18 protein-coding genes and 1 pseudogene are annotated in these 17550 nt (G+C 73.1%); 15 read left to right on the plus strand and 4 right to left on the minus strand.

Features of this window, described 5'->3' with window-relative positions:
• Positions 1-14 precede the first annotated feature (14 nt).
• Positions 15-614 carry an ATP-binding protein gene (locus IE217_RS32350; protein WP_190181511.1) on the plus strand — a complete coding sequence of 200 codons (600 nt, stop codon included), beginning with the start codon at positions 15-17 and terminating at the stop codon, positions 612-614.
• Here IE217_RS32350 and IE217_RS32355 read toward each other — a convergent pair.
• Together IE217_RS32355 and IE217_RS32360 are read right to left on the minus strand one after the other, a co-directional pair.
• Positions 595-786: a DUF397 domain-containing protein gene (locus tag IE217_RS32355; protein ID WP_189703418.1), complete on the minus strand. Its 192-nt coding sequence runs from the start codon at positions 784-786 to the stop codon at positions 595-597. The genes IE217_RS32350 and IE217_RS32355 overlap by 20 nt on opposite strands.
• Before the next feature lie 8 nt (positions 787-794).
• A complete protein-coding gene (locus tag IE217_RS32360; RefSeq protein ID WP_189703419.1) occupies positions 795-1646 on the minus strand; it encodes a helix-turn-helix domain-containing protein in 852 nt (283 codons plus the stop codon).
• Positions 1647-1859: 213 nt separating this feature from the next.
• Between IE217_RS32360 and IE217_RS32365 the strand changes: the two are divergent.
• From IE217_RS32365 to IE217_RS32385, 5 genes and pseudogenes are all read left to right on the plus strand, one after another.
• Positions 1860-2276, plus strand: a pseudogene (locus IE217_RS32365) (ATP-binding protein); the annotation flags it as partial.
• Between the two features lie 179 nt (positions 2277-2455).
• Positions 2456-4546, plus strand: a complete 2091-nt coding sequence (locus IE217_RS35015) for a PrsW family intramembrane metalloprotease (RefSeq protein WP_229865794.1) — start codon at positions 2456-2458, stop codon at positions 4544-4546.
• 6 nt (positions 4547-4552) lie between these two features.
• Entirely contained in the window at positions 4553-5041 is a 489-nt protein-coding gene (locus tag IE217_RS32375; RefSeq protein ID WP_190181512.1) for a hypothetical protein, read from the plus strand.
• 74 nt (positions 5042-5115) lie between these two features.
• Positions 5116-5772, plus strand: coding sequence for a contact-dependent growth inhibition system immunity protein (locus IE217_RS32380; protein WP_190181513.1), 657 nt, complete (start codon positions 5116-5118; stop codon positions 5770-5772).
• Between the two features lie 38 nt (positions 5773-5810).
• Complete coding sequence (locus IE217_RS32385) at positions 5811-6182, plus strand: holo-ACP synthase (protein ID WP_190181514.1); 372 nt, start codon at positions 5811-5813, stop codon at positions 6180-6182.
• Positions 6183-6238: 56 nt separating this feature from the next.
• Here IE217_RS32385 and IE217_RS32390 read toward each other — a convergent pair whose 3' ends face one another.
• Positions 6239-8041 (minus strand): PP2C family protein-serine/threonine phosphatase, encoded by a 1803-nt coding sequence (locus tag IE217_RS32390; RefSeq protein ID WP_190181515.1) that lies wholly within the window; start codon positions 8039-8041, stop codon positions 6239-6241.
• Between the two features lie 214 nt (positions 8042-8255).
• Here IE217_RS32390 and IE217_RS32395 point away from each other — a divergent pair, with 214 nt between their 5' ends.
• The 5 genes from IE217_RS32395 to IE217_RS32415 all read left to right on the plus strand — a co-directional run bounded on the left by IE217_RS32395 (position 8256) and on the right by IE217_RS32415 (position 13965).
• A complete protein-coding gene (locus IE217_RS32395; protein WP_190181516.1) occupies positions 8256-9728 on the plus strand; it encodes an NAD(P)H-hydrate dehydratase in 1473 nt (490 codons plus the stop codon).
• 928 nt (positions 9729-10656) lie between these two features.
• Entirely contained in the window at positions 10657-11889 is a 1233-nt protein-coding gene (gene alr, locus IE217_RS32400) for an alanine racemase (protein WP_229865784.1), read from the plus strand.
• 22 nt (positions 11890-11911) lie between these two features.
• Positions 11912-13144 carry an alpha/beta fold hydrolase gene (locus IE217_RS32405; protein WP_190181517.1) on the plus strand — a complete coding sequence of 411 codons (1233 nt, stop codon included), beginning with the start codon at positions 11912-11914 and terminating at the stop codon, positions 13142-13144.
• Entirely contained in the window at positions 13110-13631 is a 522-nt protein-coding gene (tsaE, locus tag IE217_RS32410; RefSeq protein ID WP_190181518.1) for a tRNA (adenosine(37)-N6)-threonylcarbamoyltransferase complex ATPase subunit type 1 TsaE, read from the plus strand. The genes IE217_RS32405 and tsaE overlap by 35 nt, the downstream gene beginning before the upstream one ends.
• Positions 13632-13749: 118 nt before the next feature.
• The gene (locus tag IE217_RS32415) at positions 13750-13965 is read left to right on the plus strand and encodes a hypothetical protein (protein ID WP_190181541.1); all 216 of its coding nucleotides are present in this window, start codon (positions 13750-13752) and stop codon (positions 13963-13965) included.
• A 2-nt stretch (positions 13966-13967) separates the two neighbouring features.
• Here the strand turns inward: IE217_RS32415 and IE217_RS32420 are convergent, their stop codons facing one another.
• The gene (locus IE217_RS32420; protein ID WP_190181519.1) at positions 13968-14531 is read right to left on the minus strand and encodes a hypothetical protein; all 564 of its coding nucleotides are present in this window, start codon (positions 14529-14531) and stop codon (positions 13968-13970) included.
• Between the two features lie 362 nt (positions 14532-14893).
• Between IE217_RS32420 and tsaB the strand changes: the two genes are divergently transcribed.
• From tsaB to IE217_RS32440, 4 genes are read left to right on the plus strand one after another with little or no spacing between them, the layout of a single operon-like run.
• Complete coding sequence (tsaB, locus tag IE217_RS32425) at positions 14894-15547, plus strand: tRNA (adenosine(37)-N6)-threonylcarbamoyltransferase complex dimerization subunit type 1 TsaB (protein ID WP_190181520.1); 654 nt, start codon at positions 14894-14896, stop codon at positions 15545-15547.
• 17 nt (positions 15548-15564) lie between these two features.
• Complete coding sequence (gene rimI / locus IE217_RS32430) at positions 15565-16038, plus strand: ribosomal protein S18-alanine N-acetyltransferase (protein WP_190181536.1); 474 nt, start codon at positions 15565-15567, stop codon at positions 16036-16038.
• Positions 16031-17143, plus strand: a complete 1113-nt coding sequence (gene tsaD, locus IE217_RS32435; protein ID WP_190181521.1) for a tRNA (adenosine(37)-N6)-threonylcarbamoyltransferase complex transferase subunit TsaD — start codon at positions 16031-16033, stop codon at positions 17141-17143. Before rimI ends, tsaD begins: the two co-directional genes overlap by 8 nt.
• Entirely contained in the window at positions 17140-17406 is a 267-nt protein-coding gene (locus tag IE217_RS32440) for a hypothetical protein (RefSeq protein WP_190181522.1), read from the plus strand. Before tsaD ends, IE217_RS32440 begins: the two co-directional genes overlap by 4 nt.
• Positions 17407-17550: the final 144 nt, after the last annotated feature.

Below are 17550 nucleotides of genomic sequence, written 5' to 3' on the forward strand. Positions count from 1 at the left end.
CGGCCACGGTGGACATGGACCACCTGCGCCACATCGCCGGCCGCCCGGCGCAGTTCGCGCCCGGCGGCGTGGGACACCTCGTCCTCGAGGTGCTCGCCTACGCCGCCGACGAGGCGGAGAGCCGCGGCGGAGGCCGATGCGTGATCACCCTGCACACCGACGGCTCGGTGTCCGTGGCGGACGACGGCCGGGGCACCGACACGCGCGTCGACGAACACGGCAGGCTGGTGAAGAAGCCGGTCATGGCGACGAAGGACCTGCGGTTCTTCGACTCACCGGACGCCGAGCGGCTGCCGGACGGGCACCCCCGTCGCGGCATGTCGGTCGTGGCGGCCCTCAGCGAGTGGCTGCTCCACACCAACCGCCGCGCCAACGGCGCCCGGACGCAACGCTACGAACACGGCGTCCCGGTGTCCGGCCTGGTACCACTGCCCCCTGACGGCACCACGGGCACCGCCGTCCACTTCATCCCCGACGCGCGGTTGCGCACGAGTGCGTGCGCCCCGACCCGGGCCGACCTGACCCGGGCCGACCTGACCCGGTGGGTCCAGCACTGGCCCCACCTGTCCGTACGACTTGACGACCAGCGAACGCCTAGAGCCGACCGCGCTTGACCGCGCCGAGAAAGGTCCCGAAGACCCGAGCAGGAACCCACAGAGCGGCCCTGCCCGGGGCCTTCGAGTCACGTATGGCTATCTCGGGACTCACGTCCGCGACTTCGACGCAGTCGTTGCCCTCGCCGCCGCCGGAGTAGGAAGACTTCCGCCACTGGGTAGGGGTGGGCATGCTGCTCCTCACAGGTCCTTGGCCAACTCGTGGATCAGGTCGCGTGACTGACCGGGGGAGAGGGACTCCGCTCTCACTTTACGGAAGAGTGTTCGGAAGTGGTCCAGTTGAGCTTCGGAGTCCACGAACGCGGTGCCGTGCGGGGCGTCTCGGATCACCGTGTCGAGGCGGGGCAGCGCGCCGCCCAAGTGCACCATGGCGCTCCCGGCGCCCGCGAAGTCGTCCAGCGCGAACGGGACGACCTGAACCGTGATGTGGTCCGCCTCGGACAACTCGAGGATGCGCAAGAGCTGAGTGCGGGTGGCGGCGCGTCCGGCCACCTTGATGCGCAGCGCCGCTTCATGGATCACCGTTTCGTACGGCAGGGGGACAGGGCCCTCGATGACGACCTTGCGCTTCATCCTGTGCTCCACCCGCAGCTCAACCTCCTCCTGGGGGAACTCCGGGTTCATGTAGGCGAAGAGGCTTCGGGCGTAGTCCTCCGTCTGGAAGAGCCCTGGCACGTGGATGACGGCCACGTCGTGGCGGAACGTCGCGTGGTGGTCGAACTCGGCGAGGTCTTGGTACGCGGCTGGCAGGACACCTCGGTACTCCTCCCACCAGCCTCGCGTCCGGTCAGTGGCCATGGCCGCCAAGGCGTCGATCAACTCAGCGTCAGTGCAGGCGTAATTGGCTGCGAGGCGGCGCAGCCGCTGCTCGCTGACTCCGGCGATGCCGGACTCGATCTGGCTTATCTGGACGGAGTTCGTGCCCAGCAGGCTCGCCGCCTCGGTGGCTTTGAGTCCTGAGGCTTCACGCAACTTGCGCAGCTCTGCGCCCAGGCGCACTTGGCGTGCGGTCGGGTGCCGTCGTGCTGGCACGGTGTCCTTCTTCCTTCAACAGCGTTCGCGAGCCGACTCGTTCGAGGGGCAGGTTACGCGACCGGCTTGCGGCGTCATAAATTTATGCCCTACCGTCGGTGACGCAGCGCACACGCTAAGGAAGTGCACCGCTCCGTCCTGCCATGGCGGCTGCGGCAGAGCCACCAAGTGGCGCGAACCCCAACAGTCCCTGCCGCCGGATGGAGTTGACCCATGCCCGAAACCGTCGGCATCCCCGACCCCTGGGAGTACTGCCTCTACATTCCCAACGACCTCCGCGCCGTCACCGTCAGCCGTCGCACCCTGCGGCTGATCCTCACCATGCATGGGCTGATCGGGCAGGTGGACGTGGCGGAGCTGCTCGCCGCCGAGCTGGTGGGCAACGCCGTGCGGCACACGAAGGGGCCGGCCGCGCTGCGGGTCCGCCGGTCGGCCGGCGTACTGCGGATCGGGGCCTGGGACGCGGACCCCGCACCGCCGGAGCCACCCGTGCCGCTGGAGCGGGTGGGTGAGGCGGAGGAGGGGCGCGGGCTCGCGCTGGTGCGGGCGTGCGCCGACCTGTGGGGGTGGCAGCCGCTGGCCCGGGAGGGGAACCGGGGCAAGGTCGTGTGGTGTGAGCTTGGCGCGGCCCAGAGCACGCCAGCCCCGCCGCACAGGTGCCCCCGTGCGGGGAAGGATTTGCACGGTTCTGTGACTGACTCGCCGCGTCTCGCAACTCCGTTGTCCTGTGCGGACTTACCCGCCTAGCATTGCGTTCGCTGTTGCGAATAGAGGTTGTCTCGGCGGGGCGGGGGCCTGGTGTGACGCTGATGATGGCGGTGGCGGCCGTCTGGGGTGTGCTGCAACTGTTCGCCGTCGCCTGGCCCACGCGTTCGGTGCGTCTGTCCACCGTGCTGCTGGCATTCGCGGTCGGAGTGTACGGGTGCGGCACGGCGACGGCGTTGGTGCAGCTCGCCTACACCCGCGCCTACGCCCACCAGTCGGGGCAGCCGTTGGTCACCGTGGTGAGCACCACCAGCTACACCGTGGCTCCCTGGGTGGAGGAGCTGATCAAGGCCTCCCCCCTGTTGCTGGTCGGGCTGAGCGCGAAGGTCCGTCGGCAGTGGGGGCTGACCGACTTCACGGTGGTCGGCGCCGCGCTGGGGGCCGGGTTCGGGCTGCTGGAGGCGGTGCTGCGGTACGGACTGGACGCGCACCGGGCGATCTCCCGCGGCGGCGGCTGGATCATCCCGGACAGCTTGTCCCCGCCCTATGTGCCGGGGTTCGGGCAGGTGCTGACCGCCTGGCTCCCGGCGCCGTTCAGCCAGTCGGACATGCTCGGCCCGCCGGGCACCGAGACCTTCACGCATCTGGTGTGGACGGCCCTCGCCGGCTTCGGGGCCGGGCTGTTGTGGCGCGCACGGGGTTGGGTGCGCGCACTGGCGGTTCTTCCGTTCGCGGTCGCCGCCGTACATCACACGGTGAACAACTACGCGCTGCAGAAGCCCACCAGCGGTGCCACGCACTGGCTCGCGCTGCTGGACGGGAAGGCGTGGGCGGCGCCGCTCGCGTGTCTGGGCATCGCCATGACCGTCGACCTGCGCCAGATCCACCGCGGCAAGCGCGCCGCACCGGATGTACTGCTCGCTTCCGAACGCGTCGACGGTGACAGTCTCGGAGCTCTGCTGCGATACGCCTCCTGGCGTCTTCCTTGGAGTCTGCTGATCGCACTGCGATACGTCAGGGCGCGGCGCTCCTTGTTCTACGCCATGGCGTCGACACCGCTCGCCGGCACGGCCGAGTTCCGTGGAGTGGTCGCCGGAATCGCGGTCCGGATGAACGCGTCCGACAACCGGCGCGCCTGGCGGGCGTTGGACATCCGGGCTCTGTTGAAGGCGACCCGCAAGGCGCGTACGCCACGCGGGCGCTGGCTGCTGCTGATCCCGTGTGTTCTGTCGCTGCCCTCGCTGCTCTTCCTGGGTGTCGGCTCATTCACCTCCACTGCCGGTCTCCAGAGATTCTTCAGCACCGGTTCGGGCCCAGCGATCCTCATGGGCTTCGGCATCGCCGCACTCGTCTGGGTCGCCTTCCAGATCTTCACCCTGCTCAGGACCTGGCGTGCGGTCTCGGCCCAGCCATTGGCGGAACCGCTGGCCGCCCACCGCTTACGCCTCGCGACAGCCGTGGGCGCGGCCGGCGCAGGCGCAGCACTGCTGTGGCGCGGATTCGGGAGCGCGGGCCCCGGCGGCAGGGCGATCCGGGCGTTCCATCTGCTCGACGCGCTGGGCAACTTCCTGGTCTACCTCGGCTTCGCCCTCCTCTTGCTCTCCCTGCTGGCCCTGTTTCCTCCGGGCGGCCTGGCCCTGGCCGGAGGCGGTGTCCTCACAGCGGAGGCCGCGCTCAATGCCAGTGCTCTGGGGACCGCCGGTGTCGTGCTGATGGCGGTGGGAGGGGGTGCCGGTGGAGGTGAGTCGATCGGCGGCGAGCGGAACGGGGTTCCGCAATGGTTGCGGGAAAAGTGGAACGAGGGGCGGAAGTTCAACGAGGACAACTGGCCACGTTACCCGGCTAATGAAGTATATCTGGACAACGGGAAAGTGCTCGACTCCTACCGGCCTGGGAAGGAAATCGTTTCGCGCAAGCAGACGCAGATATGGAGGCTCAAGTCGGATACGTTCAGAAATTACTTACGTGAGATCCATCAGAAGTACAGGGTGGGAACAAAGATACCGGACACGCCGAAAGCGCGCAGAGAGTATCCGCAGCTGATCGGGAAACCCTTGAAGGGTAAGTATTACCTGGAAGTGCCGGTCCAGGCGGAGCCTGTGCCAGAATGGGCAATCAGGGAAGCGGCGGACCACGGGGTGATAATCCGGGACGTGCGGGGCTTCGTTTACAGGCTACCGAAGGGCACGGGATGATCTGTCATGATCTGGACGTATTGTGAGCAGTGGAACAATCTCACCGAGTCGCCCATGGGCCCGTTCACGCCAGAGCAGGCACGGGGCAGGCATGAGTCCGGTCAGTTGTACACCGCCGTGGCATTCCTCGACGGGAAGTCCTCGCCGGTGCTGCGAGTGGAGATGCGGCTGGAAACCGGTTATGCCTCGGTCATCTTCATGGACGAATGCGGGCGCGACTCTCTTGACTACACCTTCGGCTTGGTCGACGGGGCTCTATTCCTGGAAGCGGCCACGTCCTACGACTATGGTGATTCGCCCGAGCGTGGTGGATATGCGGATGCGGAGCGGGTGGAGTCGTACGAGTTCACTCGCGATGGTGTCATCCGCCGCACTGTGGAGGCCGACGGGGATGAATTCCGGGAGAGTCGCCGCGGCGTTGACGTCGCCGGCAACTGGGAAGCCGTCCCTCAATTCGGTCTCTACGACTCCTTGACCCGGCGCGACCGCGGCTGAGCGCTCCGGGGTGGCCGTTCGAGTCGTCCTCACCTGGTTCCCCCCAGCCCTGACGCGATGGTCTGGAGCAGCTTGTGAGTCATCCGCTTCCACCTGGGCAGCGATTCTTCGAACTCGCCGACCTCCTCAAGGCATACGCGTACGCCGACTACACGTTTTCCGACACACCTCAGGTTCCGGGTCCAGGTCTGGCCTCCTATCTCAGGATTGCCGCGCGGGATCCGGCGCGGGCCGGAAGGGCGGTTCAGCAGATCGACGACCTGTTGTCGGTCGGCCTCTTCTCCGAGGAGATCGCCGACGAGGTGGAGGACCTGCCGCAAATCAGCCCACCGGTGGGAAAAAGCGTGGAGGACTGCCTGCGCATCGCCAGGGGCCATCTCCATCGGCTGCTGCAGGACTCGTCGCACATTCCCCAAGTGAATCCGCAGAACTCGTGGGAATGGAACGAGCGGTTTCCCGAGTTGAGTCAATTGCTCGGCGCTTACTTCCACCGAGACTTTTCATACATCTATGAGTCCCGCGAAGAGGCTCTCGACGAGTACATTGGACAGTCCGAGGCCGGAGAACGTGAGCAAGCTGTGCGGCAGCTCGGGGAACTCCTCGCCATGGTGTCCTCCGACGAAGAGCTGCGCATTGCTGCCACCGCGCTAGGGCTCGATCTTCTGCCGCCGCAGGGAATGTCATTGCGGGAATGGCTGGAGGCGGTCCGCCGTAGGATCGACGCGGCATAGAGTGAGCCCGGGGCACTGAGGCGCATAGGGTGCTCGGTATGAGCATCATCGGGGTCGGGATCGATGTGGCTGAGGTGGAGCGGTTCGCGGCGTCGTTGGAGCGGACGCCCGCGCTCGCGCAACGGCTGTTCGTCGCCGACGAGTTGCTGCTGCCCAGTGGGGAGCGCCGGGGCATGGCCTCGCTGGCCGCGCGGTTCGCCGCCAAGGAGGCGCTGGCCAAGGCGCTCGGCGCGCCGGCCGGGCTGCTCTGGACGGATGCCGAGGTGGTCGTCGAGGACTCCGGCCGGCCCAGGCTGAGGGTCCGCGGCACGGTCGCGGCCCGCGCCGCCGAACTCGGGGTGCGCGAGTGGCACGTGTCCCTCAGCCATGACGCGGGGGTCGCCTCGGCGGTCGTCATCGCGGAGGGGTGACGGTCGACCGGTCCGTCATCGCGTGAGAGTGACGGCGGGTCCGTGGTCAGTGCCGGTCAGGGGAGGTCGTTCGCGTCGGGTTCCGCCCGCAGCAGGCGGAAGGCCAGTACCGTCGCGTCGTCGGCCACGTGCGGGCCGGTCAGGGCGCGGACGAGTGCGCGGATGTACTGGTCCAGCGCCTCGCCGCCCGGCGGGATGCCGTCGCGGGCGGAGTCGTCGACCGCGCGCAGCAGCCGTGAGGAGTCCCGGTCCAGGTCCGAGCCGCGCCGCTCGATCAGGCCGTCCGAGTAGAGCAGCACCACGTCACCGGGGATCAGGGGCGTCTCGGCGGCCGTGTAGGCCTCGCCGGGCTGGACGCCCAGTGCCAGGCCGGGGCCGCCCGGCGGCGGTTCCAGCAGGCGTGCCCGCCGGTCGCGCACCAGCACCGGCAGCGGATGCCCCGCGCACGTCCAGCGCAGCAGACCGCGGGCGGGGTGGTAGCGGGCGATGACCGCCGTGGCGGTGGACTCCTCGCCGTCGTCGCAGGCGACCTCGTTGAGCCAGGACGTCAGCCGCTCCACCCCCTCACCGGTGAACGCGAGGCCGGCCAGCGCGTGGCGCAGCTTGGCCATCAGGGTGACGGCGTCCAGTCCGTGGCCGCGGGCGTCGCCGAGCGCGATCAGCACCTGTCCGGACGGCAGGACCCGGGTCTTGTACCAGTCGCCGCCCACCCGGGCCGTCTGCGAGTCGGGACGGTAGACGGCGGCCGCCTCCACCCCGCGCCGGGCCAGTTCCGCCGGGAAACCGGGCAGAACGGCGGCGCGAAGACGTTCGGCCACCTCGGCGACCGTGTCGGCCCGCTCCCGCTGCGCCCGTGCCTCCTGCACCGCCCGCTCGGCCGTCACCCGGGCGCGCACGTCCGCCGTCACGTCCCGGCAGACCGCCCGCACGGTCCACACCGGTCCCGTCTCCGGGCGTACCGGTTCGGCGATGAGGCGGAGGATCCGCTCCTCGGGCGAGGTCAGGCACAGCTCCAGGTCCAGCACATCCCGCTCGCCCAGCAGTACGTCGCGCAGCGCGCGGTACAGCGGCTCGCGGCTGTCCGGCGCCATCATGCGGGCCAGGTCCACCAGGCCGGGCGGCCGCTGTCCGGCGGGCAGGCCGAGCACCTCGCGCAGGCCGGCCTCCTCCACGGTCCCGTCGCCGAGGTTCCACTCCGCCCAGCACACCTTGGCCAGGTGCTGCACCGCTTGGACCATCCGGGCTTGGTCCCTCTCCCCGCGCTCCCAGGTGAGCAGCAGCAGACCGCCGCACGGCGCCACGCGAACCTCGCTGCTGACGCGCACCAGTTGCCCCTGCGCTCCGGGCAGTGACCACTCGGCGGGCTCGGGGCCCTGGGGGCGTCCGGTCCGGTACGAATCCGAGAGCAGACGCGGTACGGGCGTGTCGGCCAGGTTCGGAAACCGCTCGAACAGCGGCACCGACCCGCTCCACGGCGGCAGGATCTCCGGCGGGACGGTGCGGGCGGTGAACTCCCTCGCCGCGGTGTTCTGCCCCACGTAGCAGAAGTCCTCCACCGCGCCCCGCTCGTCGAGCACCGGGCGGATCAGCATGGCGGCGAGCGGCAGGGCGTCCAACAGTTCCTGGGCCTGGGGCTGTTCGGGCACGGGGCCCGGGCGCGGGGGCGTTCGGGGGCGTTGGGGGGTGGGCGGTACGGGGACGGCGTGCGCGCGGATGTACTGGCCGACGCGGAACCGCTGCTCGGCCAGCAACAGTTCCAGTGCCTCGAGCGGGCGGCGCGAGCCGTCGTCACCGGGGGAGCCTTCGGGGGCGTCACCGGCCGTGGGCGACGCGCCGGGTCCGACCGGATCGTCGGCCATGGGCTCGCGCCCCTTCCGTGCGGTGTGCGGCATGCGTACGTGCGGGTCGGTCAATCCCATGCTGTGCGACGCACCGGGACGGAGCCACTCGGCGGGCGCGGGCGGCCGACCGGACCGACGGTCCCCGCGGGGCCGCCGTGCCCGCGGGGCCGCCGCGCGCGGCGGGTACGTGTTCGCGTGCGGCGTCCGGCCGATCCGGGGCAGACTCGTCCGCATGCGAACCGCGTACAGCGTAGAGACGGTCAGGTCAGCCGAACGCGCGCTCATGGCGCGGCTCCCCGACGGCGCGCTCATGCAGCGCGCCGCCGCCGGACTCGCCGCCGCCTGCGCGGACTTGCTCGGGCGGGTCTACGGCCGCCGGGTCGTGCTCCTGGTCGGCAGCGGGGACAACGGCGGCGACACCCTGTACGCCGGGGCCAGGCTGGCCCGGCGCGGCGCGGGCGTCACGGCGGTGCTGCTGGCGCCGGAGCACACCCACCCCGGGGGGCTGGCCGCGTTGCGCCGGGCGGGCGGCCGTGTCCTCCGACCCGGTGACCACGCCGGTGCGGACCCCGCTGCCGGCACCGATGCCGCCGGGGAGCTGATCGACCGCGCCGATCTCGTCGTCGACGGCATCGTCGGCATCGGCGGCAAGGGCGGCCTGCGTCCCGACGCCGCCCCGCTGGCCGAGCGCGCCGCCCGTTCCGGCGCGGCCGTCGTCGCCGTGGACCTGCCGAGCGGGGTCGAGGCGGACAGCGGTGAGGTGCGGGGCGCGGCCGTACGCGCCGACCTGACCGTCACCTTCGGCACGCACAAGCCGGGGCTGCTCATCGACCCGGCCCGCGAGTACGCCGGCACGGTACGGCTCGTCGACATCGGGCTGGGCGCGGAACTGCCCGCCGAGCCGGAACTCGAGGCCCTGCAACACGCCGACGTGGCCGCGCTGCTCCCGCTGCCCGCCGCCGAGAGCGACAAGTACCGGCGCGGTGTCGTCGGTATCGCGGCGGGCTCGGCCCGCTACCCGGGCGCGGCCGTCCTCGCCGTCTCGGGCGCGCTGCGCGGCGGTGCGGGCGCGGTGCGGTACGTCGGACCGGCCGGGCAGGCGGTCGTCGCCCGCTTCCCCGAGACGCTCGTCTCCGACCAGGGGCCGCACAAGGCGGGGCGCGTGCAGGCGTGGGTGGTCGGACCGGGCGCGGGGGACGACGCGGCCACCGTCGCCGAGGTGCTGGACACCGACGTGCCCGTGCTGATCGACGCGGACGGGCTGCGGCTGGCCGACCGCGCGGCGGTACGGGCCCGCAGCGCGCCGACGCTGATGACCCCGCACGCCGGGGAGGCCGCCGCACTGCTCGGCGTGGCGCGCGAGGAGGTCGAGGGGGCGCGGCTGTCCTCGGTACGCGAACTCGCCGCCCGTTACCGGGCGACCGTCCTGCTCAAGGGCTCGACCACGCTCGTCGCCGACCCGGACGGCGGGCCCGTACGGGTCAACCCGACCGGCACCCCGTGGCTCGCCACCGCGGGCAGCGGTGACGTGCTGTCGGGGCTCGCCGGCTCCCTGCTCGCCGCCGGCCTGCGCGCCCGGGACGCCGGGAGCGTCGCCGCCTACCTCCACGGCCTCGCCGGCCGCTTCGCCGCCGACGGAGCGCCCCTGGGCGCCCACGACGTGGCCGAAACCATCCCGGAGGCATGGCGGGACGTACGGGACTGAGCAGAGGCGGGGCGCGGGCGACGCGCGCACCCGGGAGCCGCGGCGGGCGTGCACACCCGCGAGGCGCCGGGCCCGGCGGGGGGCGCCCGTGAGGCCCGGGTGGCGTGCGCGATCCGCCCGGCGCGGCGGCCGCGAGCGCACCCCCGCGGGCGCGGCGGTCGCGCCAGGCGCACGGACGCACCGGCGACGCGCGGCAGGCGCAGGGACGCATCCGCGACGCGGGCTGGCCGTATGGACCGGCGACGCGACCGGGCGTCCGGACCCGCGACACGGGCCGGGCCTACGCATCGGCGACGCTGGGGGCCGTACGGACGCGCGAGGCGAGCCGGCCATGCGGACGCGCCATGGACCCGCGACGCTGGCCGGGCGCACGGATCCGCGACGCGGGCCGGGCCTACGCAACGCGGGGGCCGTGCGGGACCCGCGACGCAGGTCGGCCGTCCGGACCCGCGACGCTGGCTGGGCGTACGGACACGGGGCCGGGCGTGCGGACCCGCGAGGCGCCTCGTGCGTACGCCCCCTGTCGCGCGGGCGCACACGCATGCGTGCCCCGAGTCCGCCGACCCGGGTCCCCGGCCCCGAGTCCGCCCCCCGGGACTGCCCCCGGGCCCGCCCCCCAAGTCCGCCCTCACAGGTCCCCGCCCCGAGCCGGGCCCCCGGGGGGACTGCCCCCGGGTTCTGCCCTCCCGGCTCCCCTCCCCGAGGCCGGGCCCCCAGGACTGCCCCCGGTTCCGCCCTCCCGGGTCCCCGCCCGGAGTCCGCTCCCCTCGGGACTCCTCCCGGGGTCCGCCCCGGGGACTTCCCCGAGGCCGGGCCCCCGGGACTGCCCCCGGTTCCGCCCCCCGGGACTGCCCCGGGGCCGCCCCCCGGATCCCCCCGCACCGCTGCCGCAAGTCGCAGTTCGGGGCTCTGAGACACTGAGGGCGCGATGAATGAGACAGCACACCCGGGGAGCGCCCCGCTGCGCGCCCGCGCCGAGATCGACCTGGCCGCGCTGCGGGCCAATGTGCGGGCCCTGCGCGAGCGGGCGCCCGGCGCCGCGCTGATGGCCGTGGTCAAGTCCGACGCGTACGGCCACGGCGCCGTGCCGTGCGCCCGTGCGGCGCTGGCCGCCGGGGCGACCTGGCTCGGCACCGCCACGCCCGAGGAGGCGCTCGCGCTGCGCGCGGCCGGGGTCTCGCCCGAGCGGGCGAGGATCATGTGCTGGCTGTGGACGCCGGGCGGCCCGTGGCGGGAGGCGATCGAGGCCGACCTCGACGTGTCCGTGAGCGGCGTGTGGGCCCTGGCGGAGGTCCGTGAGGCGGCCCGCGCCGCCGGACGGCCCGCGCGGGTGCAGCTGAAGGCCGACACCGGGCTCGGCCGGAACGGCTGCCAGCCCGGCGACTGGGCCGAGCTGGTCGGTGCGGCCCTGCGGGCCGAGGCCGAGGGGCTGGTCCGGATCACCGGGCTGTGGTCCCACTTCGCCTGCGCCGACGAACCCGGCCACCCCTCCATCGCCGCCCAGCTCGACCGCTTCCGCGAGATGCTGGCCCACGCCGAGGAGCGGGGCGTGCGCCCCGAGGTGCGGCACATCGCCAACTCGCCCGCCACGCTCACCCTCCCCGAGTCCCACTTCGACCTCGTCCGCACCGGCATCGCCGTCTACGGCGTCTCGCCCAGCCCTGAGCTGGGCACCCCGGCCGACTTCGGACTGCGCCCGGTGATGACCCTGTCCGCCTCGCTGGCCCTGGTGAAGCACGTGCCGGGCGGCCACGGCGTCAGTTACGGCCACCACTACGTCACCCCGGGGCGGACCACCCTCGGCCTGGTCCCGGTCGGCTACGCGGACGGCGTCCCGCGCCACGCCTCGGGCACCGGCCCGGTCCTGGTGGGCGGCAAGTGGCGCACGGTCGCCGGACGGGTCGCCATGGACCAGTTCGTGGTCGACCTCGGCGGCGACGAGCCCGAGGTGGGCTCGCGTGCGGTGCTGTTCGGCCCCGGCGACGGCGGCGAGCCCACCGCCGAGGACTGGGCGCAGGCCGCGGGCACCATCGCGTACGAGATCGTCACGCGCATCGGAACACGCGTTCCCCGCGTCTATGTGAACGGGGAACCGCACCGGGAACCGGGTGGGGAACGAGCCGAGGAGCGGTACGGGGCACGCGCCGCGCACGACGGGTGACCCGTACGAGGAGGAGCGGTACGTGAGCGAGAGCGGTGCGGAGGCCGTGGCCTCAGCGGTGGGGGCGGCCGGCGGCTGGCGCAGGGCGACCGGCATCGCCGGCGCGGCGATAGGCGTGGTGGCCGCCGGAGCGGCGGCCGGTGTCGCCATAGAGCGGATGACGGTGGGCCGCGGCATACGCAGGAAGGCCCGGCTGGCCCTGGACTCGGCGGGCCCCTACGGCTCGCTGCGCGGCACCCCCGGCAAGGCCTACGCCGACGACGGCACCGAGCTGTACTACGAGGTCGACGACGTCGAACCCGGCACGGCCGCGGACCTCGGCCCGCGCCGCCGGCGCCTGTTCGGCCGCAAGTCGCCCGCCCCCGTGACCGTCGTCTTCAGCCACGGCTACTGCCTCAGCCAGGACTCCTGGCACTTCCAGCGCGCCGCGCTGCGCGGTGTCGTACGGACCGTGCACTGGGACCAGCGCAGCCACGGCCGCTCCGGGCGCGGGGTCGCCCAGAACCGCGACGGCGTGCCGCTGACCATCGACCAGCTCGGCCGCGACCTGCGCGCCGTGATCGACGCGGCCGCCCCGGAGGGGCCGATCGTGCTGGTGGGGCACTCCATGGGCGGCATGACCATCATGGCGCTGGCCGCTCACTACCCCGAGCTGATCCGCGAGCGCGTCGTCGCCACCGCCTTCGTGGGCACGTCCTCCGGGCGGCTCGGCGAGGTCAACTTCGGGCTGCCGGTGGCCGGCGTGAACGCGGTGCGCCGGGTGCTGCCGGGCGTGCTGAAGGCGCTCGGGCAGCGGGCCGAGCTGGTGGAGAAGGGGCGCCGGGCCACCGCCGACCTGTTCGCGGGGATCATCAAGCGGTACTCGTTCGCCGGGCGGGACATCGACCCGGCCGTCGCCCGGTTCGCGGAGCGGATGATCGAGAGCACGCCGATCGACGTGGTCGCGGAGTTCTACCCGGCCTTCACCGACCACGACAAGACCGAGGCGCTCGCCCTCTTCAAGGACATGCCGGTGCTCGTCCTGGCCGGGGTCCAGGACCTGGTCACGCCCAGCGAGCACAGCGAGGCCATCGCCGACCTGCTGCCGGACGCGGAACTGGTGCTGGTGCCGGACGCCGGGCACCTGGTCATGCTGGAGCACCCCGAGGTCGTCACCGACCGGCTCGCCGACCTGCTCGCCCGCGCGGGGGCGGTCCCGGCAGGCACTACCGTGGGTGGCTATGGAAGCACCAGCAGCACCGCACAGCCCGGCTGACCCCGTGTCCGCCGAGATCACCGTCAACTCGCCCGAGCAGATGCGGGAGCTGGGCCGCCGCCTCGCCAAGCTGCTGCGGGCGGGCGACCTCGTGATGCTGAGCGGGGAGCTCGGCGCGGGCAAGACCACGCTGACCCGCGGGCTCGGCGAGAGCCTCGGCGTGCGCGGCGCGGTCACCTCGCCGACGTTCGTGATCGCCCGGGTGCACCCGTCCCTGGGCGACGGCCCGCCGCTCGTCCACGTCGACGCCTACCGGCTCTCCGGCGGGCTCGACGAGATGGAGGACCTGGACCTCGACGTCTCGCTGCCGGAGTCCGTGATCGTCGTGGAGTGGGGCGAGGGCAAGGTCGAGGAGCTGACCGACGAACGCCTCCAGGTGGTCATCCACCGCGCGGTCGGCGACACGCGTGACGAGGTGCGGCACGTGACCGTGACCGGCATCGGGCCGCGGTGGGCGGCCGTCGACCTCGCGGTTCTCACCGCCTGAGCGTTCCGGCAGGACGCCGGCGACTTCTTGCGCCGGAGGTCCCGGGCGTGGTCACATGGTCTCCAGCTCGGGGTTAGGTTTGCCTAACTCCGTCCGCCCCCGACTCCGAGGAGGCGTCATGCCGGCTGCCGAGAACCCGTCACGGCCGTATGTCCCGGCCGCCGGGGTGAGCATGCGGGACCTGCTGGCCTCCTGCGCCGCGGCCGAGGCGGTCTCCCGCCCGCCGCGCGCCCCCGAGCCGCTGCCCGAGAGCCGTCCGGAAGCCCGTGCCGCCGGCCTCTGCCCGGCCACGCCGTCCGCCCGTACGGCGCAAGGGCGCCGGGAAGCCGCGTAGACCTATCGGATGACGACGACCTTCTGCCCGATCGTCGCGAACATCCACATCGCCTCGCCGTCCGTCCGCGTCTCGCGGATGCCGCCGGTCTTCACCGCGGTGCCCGTGCCGGTGTCCGGCGCCGACTCCTCCACGGCCGCGCTGAAACCGATGACGACGCCGTTCACGCTGGTGAAGCGCACCACGTGCTCCACGAGCAGCCCGTCGGTTCCGGTGATCGCCTTCGAGCGCGAGGTGACCGCGTACGTGCCCGGGAGCGGGTCCACGTTGCCGGGGCTGACCCGGAAGGTGTTCTCCACCCGGTTGCCCGCGCCGACCAGCCACACCCGGTCGTCGTCGATGGAGTACACGACCCGCTCGCCCGTGCCCGAGCCGCCGGGCAGCGCCGTGGGGTGCCGCTTGTCGCGGGGCGCCTTGCTGGCGCTCGCGGCGGGCGTCGCGCTCGCGCCGGGCCTGCCGCCCAGGCCGTGCGGCACGGTGGCCTGCGCCCGGTAGGCGAGGAAGCCGACCGCGGCGAGGGCGGCCGCGGTGAGCCCGGCCACGAATCCCGAGCTGCTCCTTGCCACGCTCGCCCGCCTTCCGGATCTCTCTCACTGCCACGTTCTGCCCACGGTCCACGACCGGTCCGCGACCGGTCTGCCGGCGGCCCGCCACCGGCCCGCCGACGCCCGGCCAGGGTCCTGCCGACTGCCCGCCACCGGTTCGCCACCGGCCCGCCGCCGGTGTGGCGACGCCCGGCTCCGGCCTGCCGACGGCCCGCCGCCGGTACGCCGACGTCCGGCCACCGGCCTGCCGCCGGTTCGCCGGCGCACCGGTGCGCCAGGACCGCGCGACCGGCCCCTGTCCTGCCCGTCTCGCGACCGTAGCAGCCCGAATGCGTACGACCCGGGCGGCCGTGCCGACGCCGCCGGAGCCGTAGGCTGTTCGCGTGCTCTTGCTAGCTCTGGATACCGCCACCCCCGCCGTGACCGTCGCCCTGCACGACGGCACGGCCGTCATCGCCTCGTCGAGCCAGGTGGACGCGCGCCGGCACGGAGAGCTGCTGCTGCCGGCCGTCGACCGGGTCCTCGCCGAGGCCGGGCTCGGTCTCGGCGCCCTCACGGGCATCGTCGCCGGCATCGGCCCCGGCCCCTACACCGGGCTGCGCGTCGGCCTGATGACCGCCGACACCTTCGGGCTCGCCCTCGGCATCCCCGTGCACGGCGTGTGCACGCTCGACGGCCTCGCCTACGCGGCCGACGTCCCCGGCCCCTTCGTCGTGGCCACCGACGCCCGCCGCAAGGAGGTCTACTGGGCCCGCTACGCCGACTCCCGCACCCGGGTCACCGACCCGGCCGTGGACCGGCCCGCCGACATCGCCGACGAGGTGCGCGACCTGCCCGCGGTCGGCGCGGGCGCCCTGCTCTACCCGGACACCTTCCCCAAGGCGCACGAGCCCGAGCACGTCTCGGCCGCCGCCCTCGCCTCGCTGGCCGCCGAGCGGCTGGCCGCCGGTGAGGAGCTGCCCGCGCCCCGGCCGCTGTACCTGCGCCGGCCCGACGCCCAGGTGCCCGCGAACTACAAGGTGGTCACCCCGAAGTGACCGTGCGACTGCGCGAGATGCGCTGGTGGGACATCGACCCGGTCCTGGAGCTCGAGAAGGACCTGTTCCCCGAGGACGCCTGGTCCAGGGGCATGTTCTGGTCCGAACTGGCCCACGCGCGGGGCCCCGAGGCGACCCGGCGGTACGTCGTGGCGGAGGAGGACGGCCGGGTCGTCGGATACGCCGGGCTCGCCGCCTCCGGCGACCTGGGGGACGTCCAGACCATCGCCGTGGTCCGCGGGCTGCAGGGCAGCGGCCTCGGTCGGCGGCTGCTGACCGAGCTGCTGAAGGCGGCCACCGCCTTCGAGTGCCACGAGGTCATGCTGGAGTGCCGGGTCGACAACGTCCGCGCCCAGAAGCTCTACGAGCGCTTCGGCTTCGAGCCGATCGGCTTCCGGCGCGGTTACTACCAGCCGGGCAACGTCGACGCCCTGATCATGCGCCTGACCGACCCGTCCGCTTCAGTACAAGGAACCGAGACCAATGGCTGACGAACCGCTCGTCCTCGGCATCGAGACCTCCTGCGACGAGACCGGCGTCGGCATCGTGCGCGGCACCACCCTGCTGGCCGACGCCGTCGCCTCCAGCGTCGACGAGCACGCCCGTTTCGGCGGTGTGGTGCCCGAGGTCGCCTCGCGGGCCCATCTGGAGGCGATGGTCCCGACCATCGAGCGCGCGCTGAAGGAGGCCGGGGTCGGCGCGAAGGACCTCGACGGCATCGCGGTCACCGCCGGACCCGGCCTGGCCGGGGCCCTGCTGGTCGGCGTCTCGGCGGCCAAGGCGTACGCCTACGCGCTCGGCAAGCCGCTCTACGGCGTCAACCACCTCGCCTCCCACATCTGCGTGGACCAGCTGGAGCACGGCCCGCTGCCGGAGCCGACGATGGCGCTGCTGGTCAGCGGCGGGCACTCCTCCCTGCTGCTGTCCGAGGACATCACCGCGGACGTGCGTCCCATGGGCGCGACCATCGACGACGCGGCCGGCGAGGCCTTCGACAAGATCGCCCGCGTGCTCGACCTCGGCTTCCCCGGCGGCCCGGTCATCGACCGCTACGCGCGCGAGGGCGACCCGGAGGCCATCGCCTTCCCGCGCGGCCTGACCGGCCCCAGGGACGCGGCGTACGACTTCTCCTTCTCCGGTCTGAAGACGGCGGTGGCCCGCTGGATCGAGGCGAAGCGGGCGGCCGGCGAGGAGGTCCCGGTCCGTGACGTGGCCGCCTCCTTCCAGGAGGCCGTGGTGGACGTGCTGACCCGCAAGGCCGTACGGGCCTGCCGGGACGCGGGCGTGGACCACCTGATGATCGGCGGCGGCGTGGCCGCCAACTCCCGCCTGCGCGTGCTGGCCCAGGAGCGCTGCGAGGCGGCCGGCATCCGGCTGCGTGTGCCCCGGCCCAAGCTGTGCACGGACAACGGCGCGATGGTGGCTGCCCTCGGCGCGGAGATGGTCGCGCGCGGCCGGGCGGCCTCGGACTGGGACCTGTCGGCGGACTCCTCGCTGCCGGTGACCGACCCGCACGTGCCGGGCCGGGCGCACGCGCACGGCGCGCAGTCCCACGACCACGTGCACGAGGTCGGCGAGGAGAACCTCTACTCATGACGGTCGCGCTGATGTGGGAGGCCCGCGCGGCCGAGGGCCGGGGCGGGGAACTCCTCGACTGGGCCCGCGCCCAGCGGCTCGACCGGACCCCGCTGCGCCGCGAGTCCTTCCGCGCCCCCGGGGACCGCGTCCTCGTCATCACCTGGTGGGACGCGGCCTACGACGCCGAGCTGCCCGAACTGCCCGAGCCGGACGGGGATGTGGTGAGCCGGCCGGTGCACCGGTGGCGTTTCGAGTCGGCGGGCGAGGAGCCGCCCCGCTGAAGTGGCGCCCCGCGCGATCGGTGCGCTATGATCATCACACGCGAACGGCCGGAACAGTGGCCCGGACGCAGTGCGTTGGTGGTCCAAGGAAAGACGTCCCGCTTCCTGCGGGGAGATGCAGGTGCAAGGCCTGCCCGGCGCTCC

Origin of the sequence: Streptomyces naganishii JCM 4654 (assembly GCF_014650575.1) — a bacterium.
Lineage (GTDB): Bacteria > Actinomycetota > Actinomycetes > Streptomycetales > Streptomycetaceae > Streptomyces > Streptomyces naganishii.

Bases quoted from the DNA above. Each gene is read 5' to 3' on its own strand.
- IE217_RS32350 (WP_190181511.1), top strand. From the start codon at position 15: ATGGACCACCTGCGCCACATCGCCGGCCGCCCGGCGCAGTTCGCGCCC.
- IE217_RS32355 (WP_189703418.1), bottom strand. From the start codon at position 786: ATGCCCACCCCTACCCAGTGGCGGAAGTCTTCCTACTCCGGCGGCGGC.
- IE217_RS35015 (WP_229865794.1), top strand. From the start codon at position 2,456: ATGATGGCGGTGGCGGCCGTCTGGGGTGTGCTGCAACTGTTCGCCGTC.
- IE217_RS32375 (WP_190181512.1), top strand. From the start codon at position 4,553: ATGATCTGGACGTATTGTGAGCAGTGGAACAATCTCACCGAGTCGCCC.
- IE217_RS32385 (WP_190181514.1), top strand. From the start codon at position 5,811: ATGAGCATCATCGGGGTCGGGATCGATGTGGCTGAGGTGGAGCGGTTC.
- IE217_RS32390 (WP_190181515.1), bottom strand. From the start codon at position 8,041: ATGGCCGACGATCCGGTCGGACCCGGCGCGTCGCCCACGGCCGGTGAC.
- IE217_RS32395 (WP_190181516.1), top strand. From the start codon at position 8,256: ATGCGAACCGCGTACAGCGTAGAGACGGTCAGGTCAGCCGAACGCGCG.
- alr (WP_229865784.1), top strand. From the start codon at position 10,657: ATGAATGAGACAGCACACCCGGGGAGCGCCCCGCTGCGCGCCCGCGCC.
- tsaE (WP_190181518.1), top strand. From the start codon at position 13,110: ATGGAAGCACCAGCAGCACCGCACAGCCCGGCTGACCCCGTGTCCGCC.
- IE217_RS32415 (WP_190181541.1), top strand. From the start codon at position 13,750: ATGCCGGCTGCCGAGAACCCGTCACGGCCGTATGTCCCGGCCGCCGGG.
- rimI (WP_190181536.1), top strand. From the start codon at position 15,565: ATGCGCTGGTGGGACATCGACCCGGTCCTGGAGCTCGAGAAGGACCTG.
- tsaD (WP_190181521.1), top strand. From the start codon at position 16,031: ATGGCTGACGAACCGCTCGTCCTCGGCATCGAGACCTCCTGCGACGAG.
- IE217_RS32440 (WP_190181522.1), top strand. From the start codon at position 17,140: ATGACGGTCGCGCTGATGTGGGAGGCCCGCGCGGCCGAGGGCCGGGGC.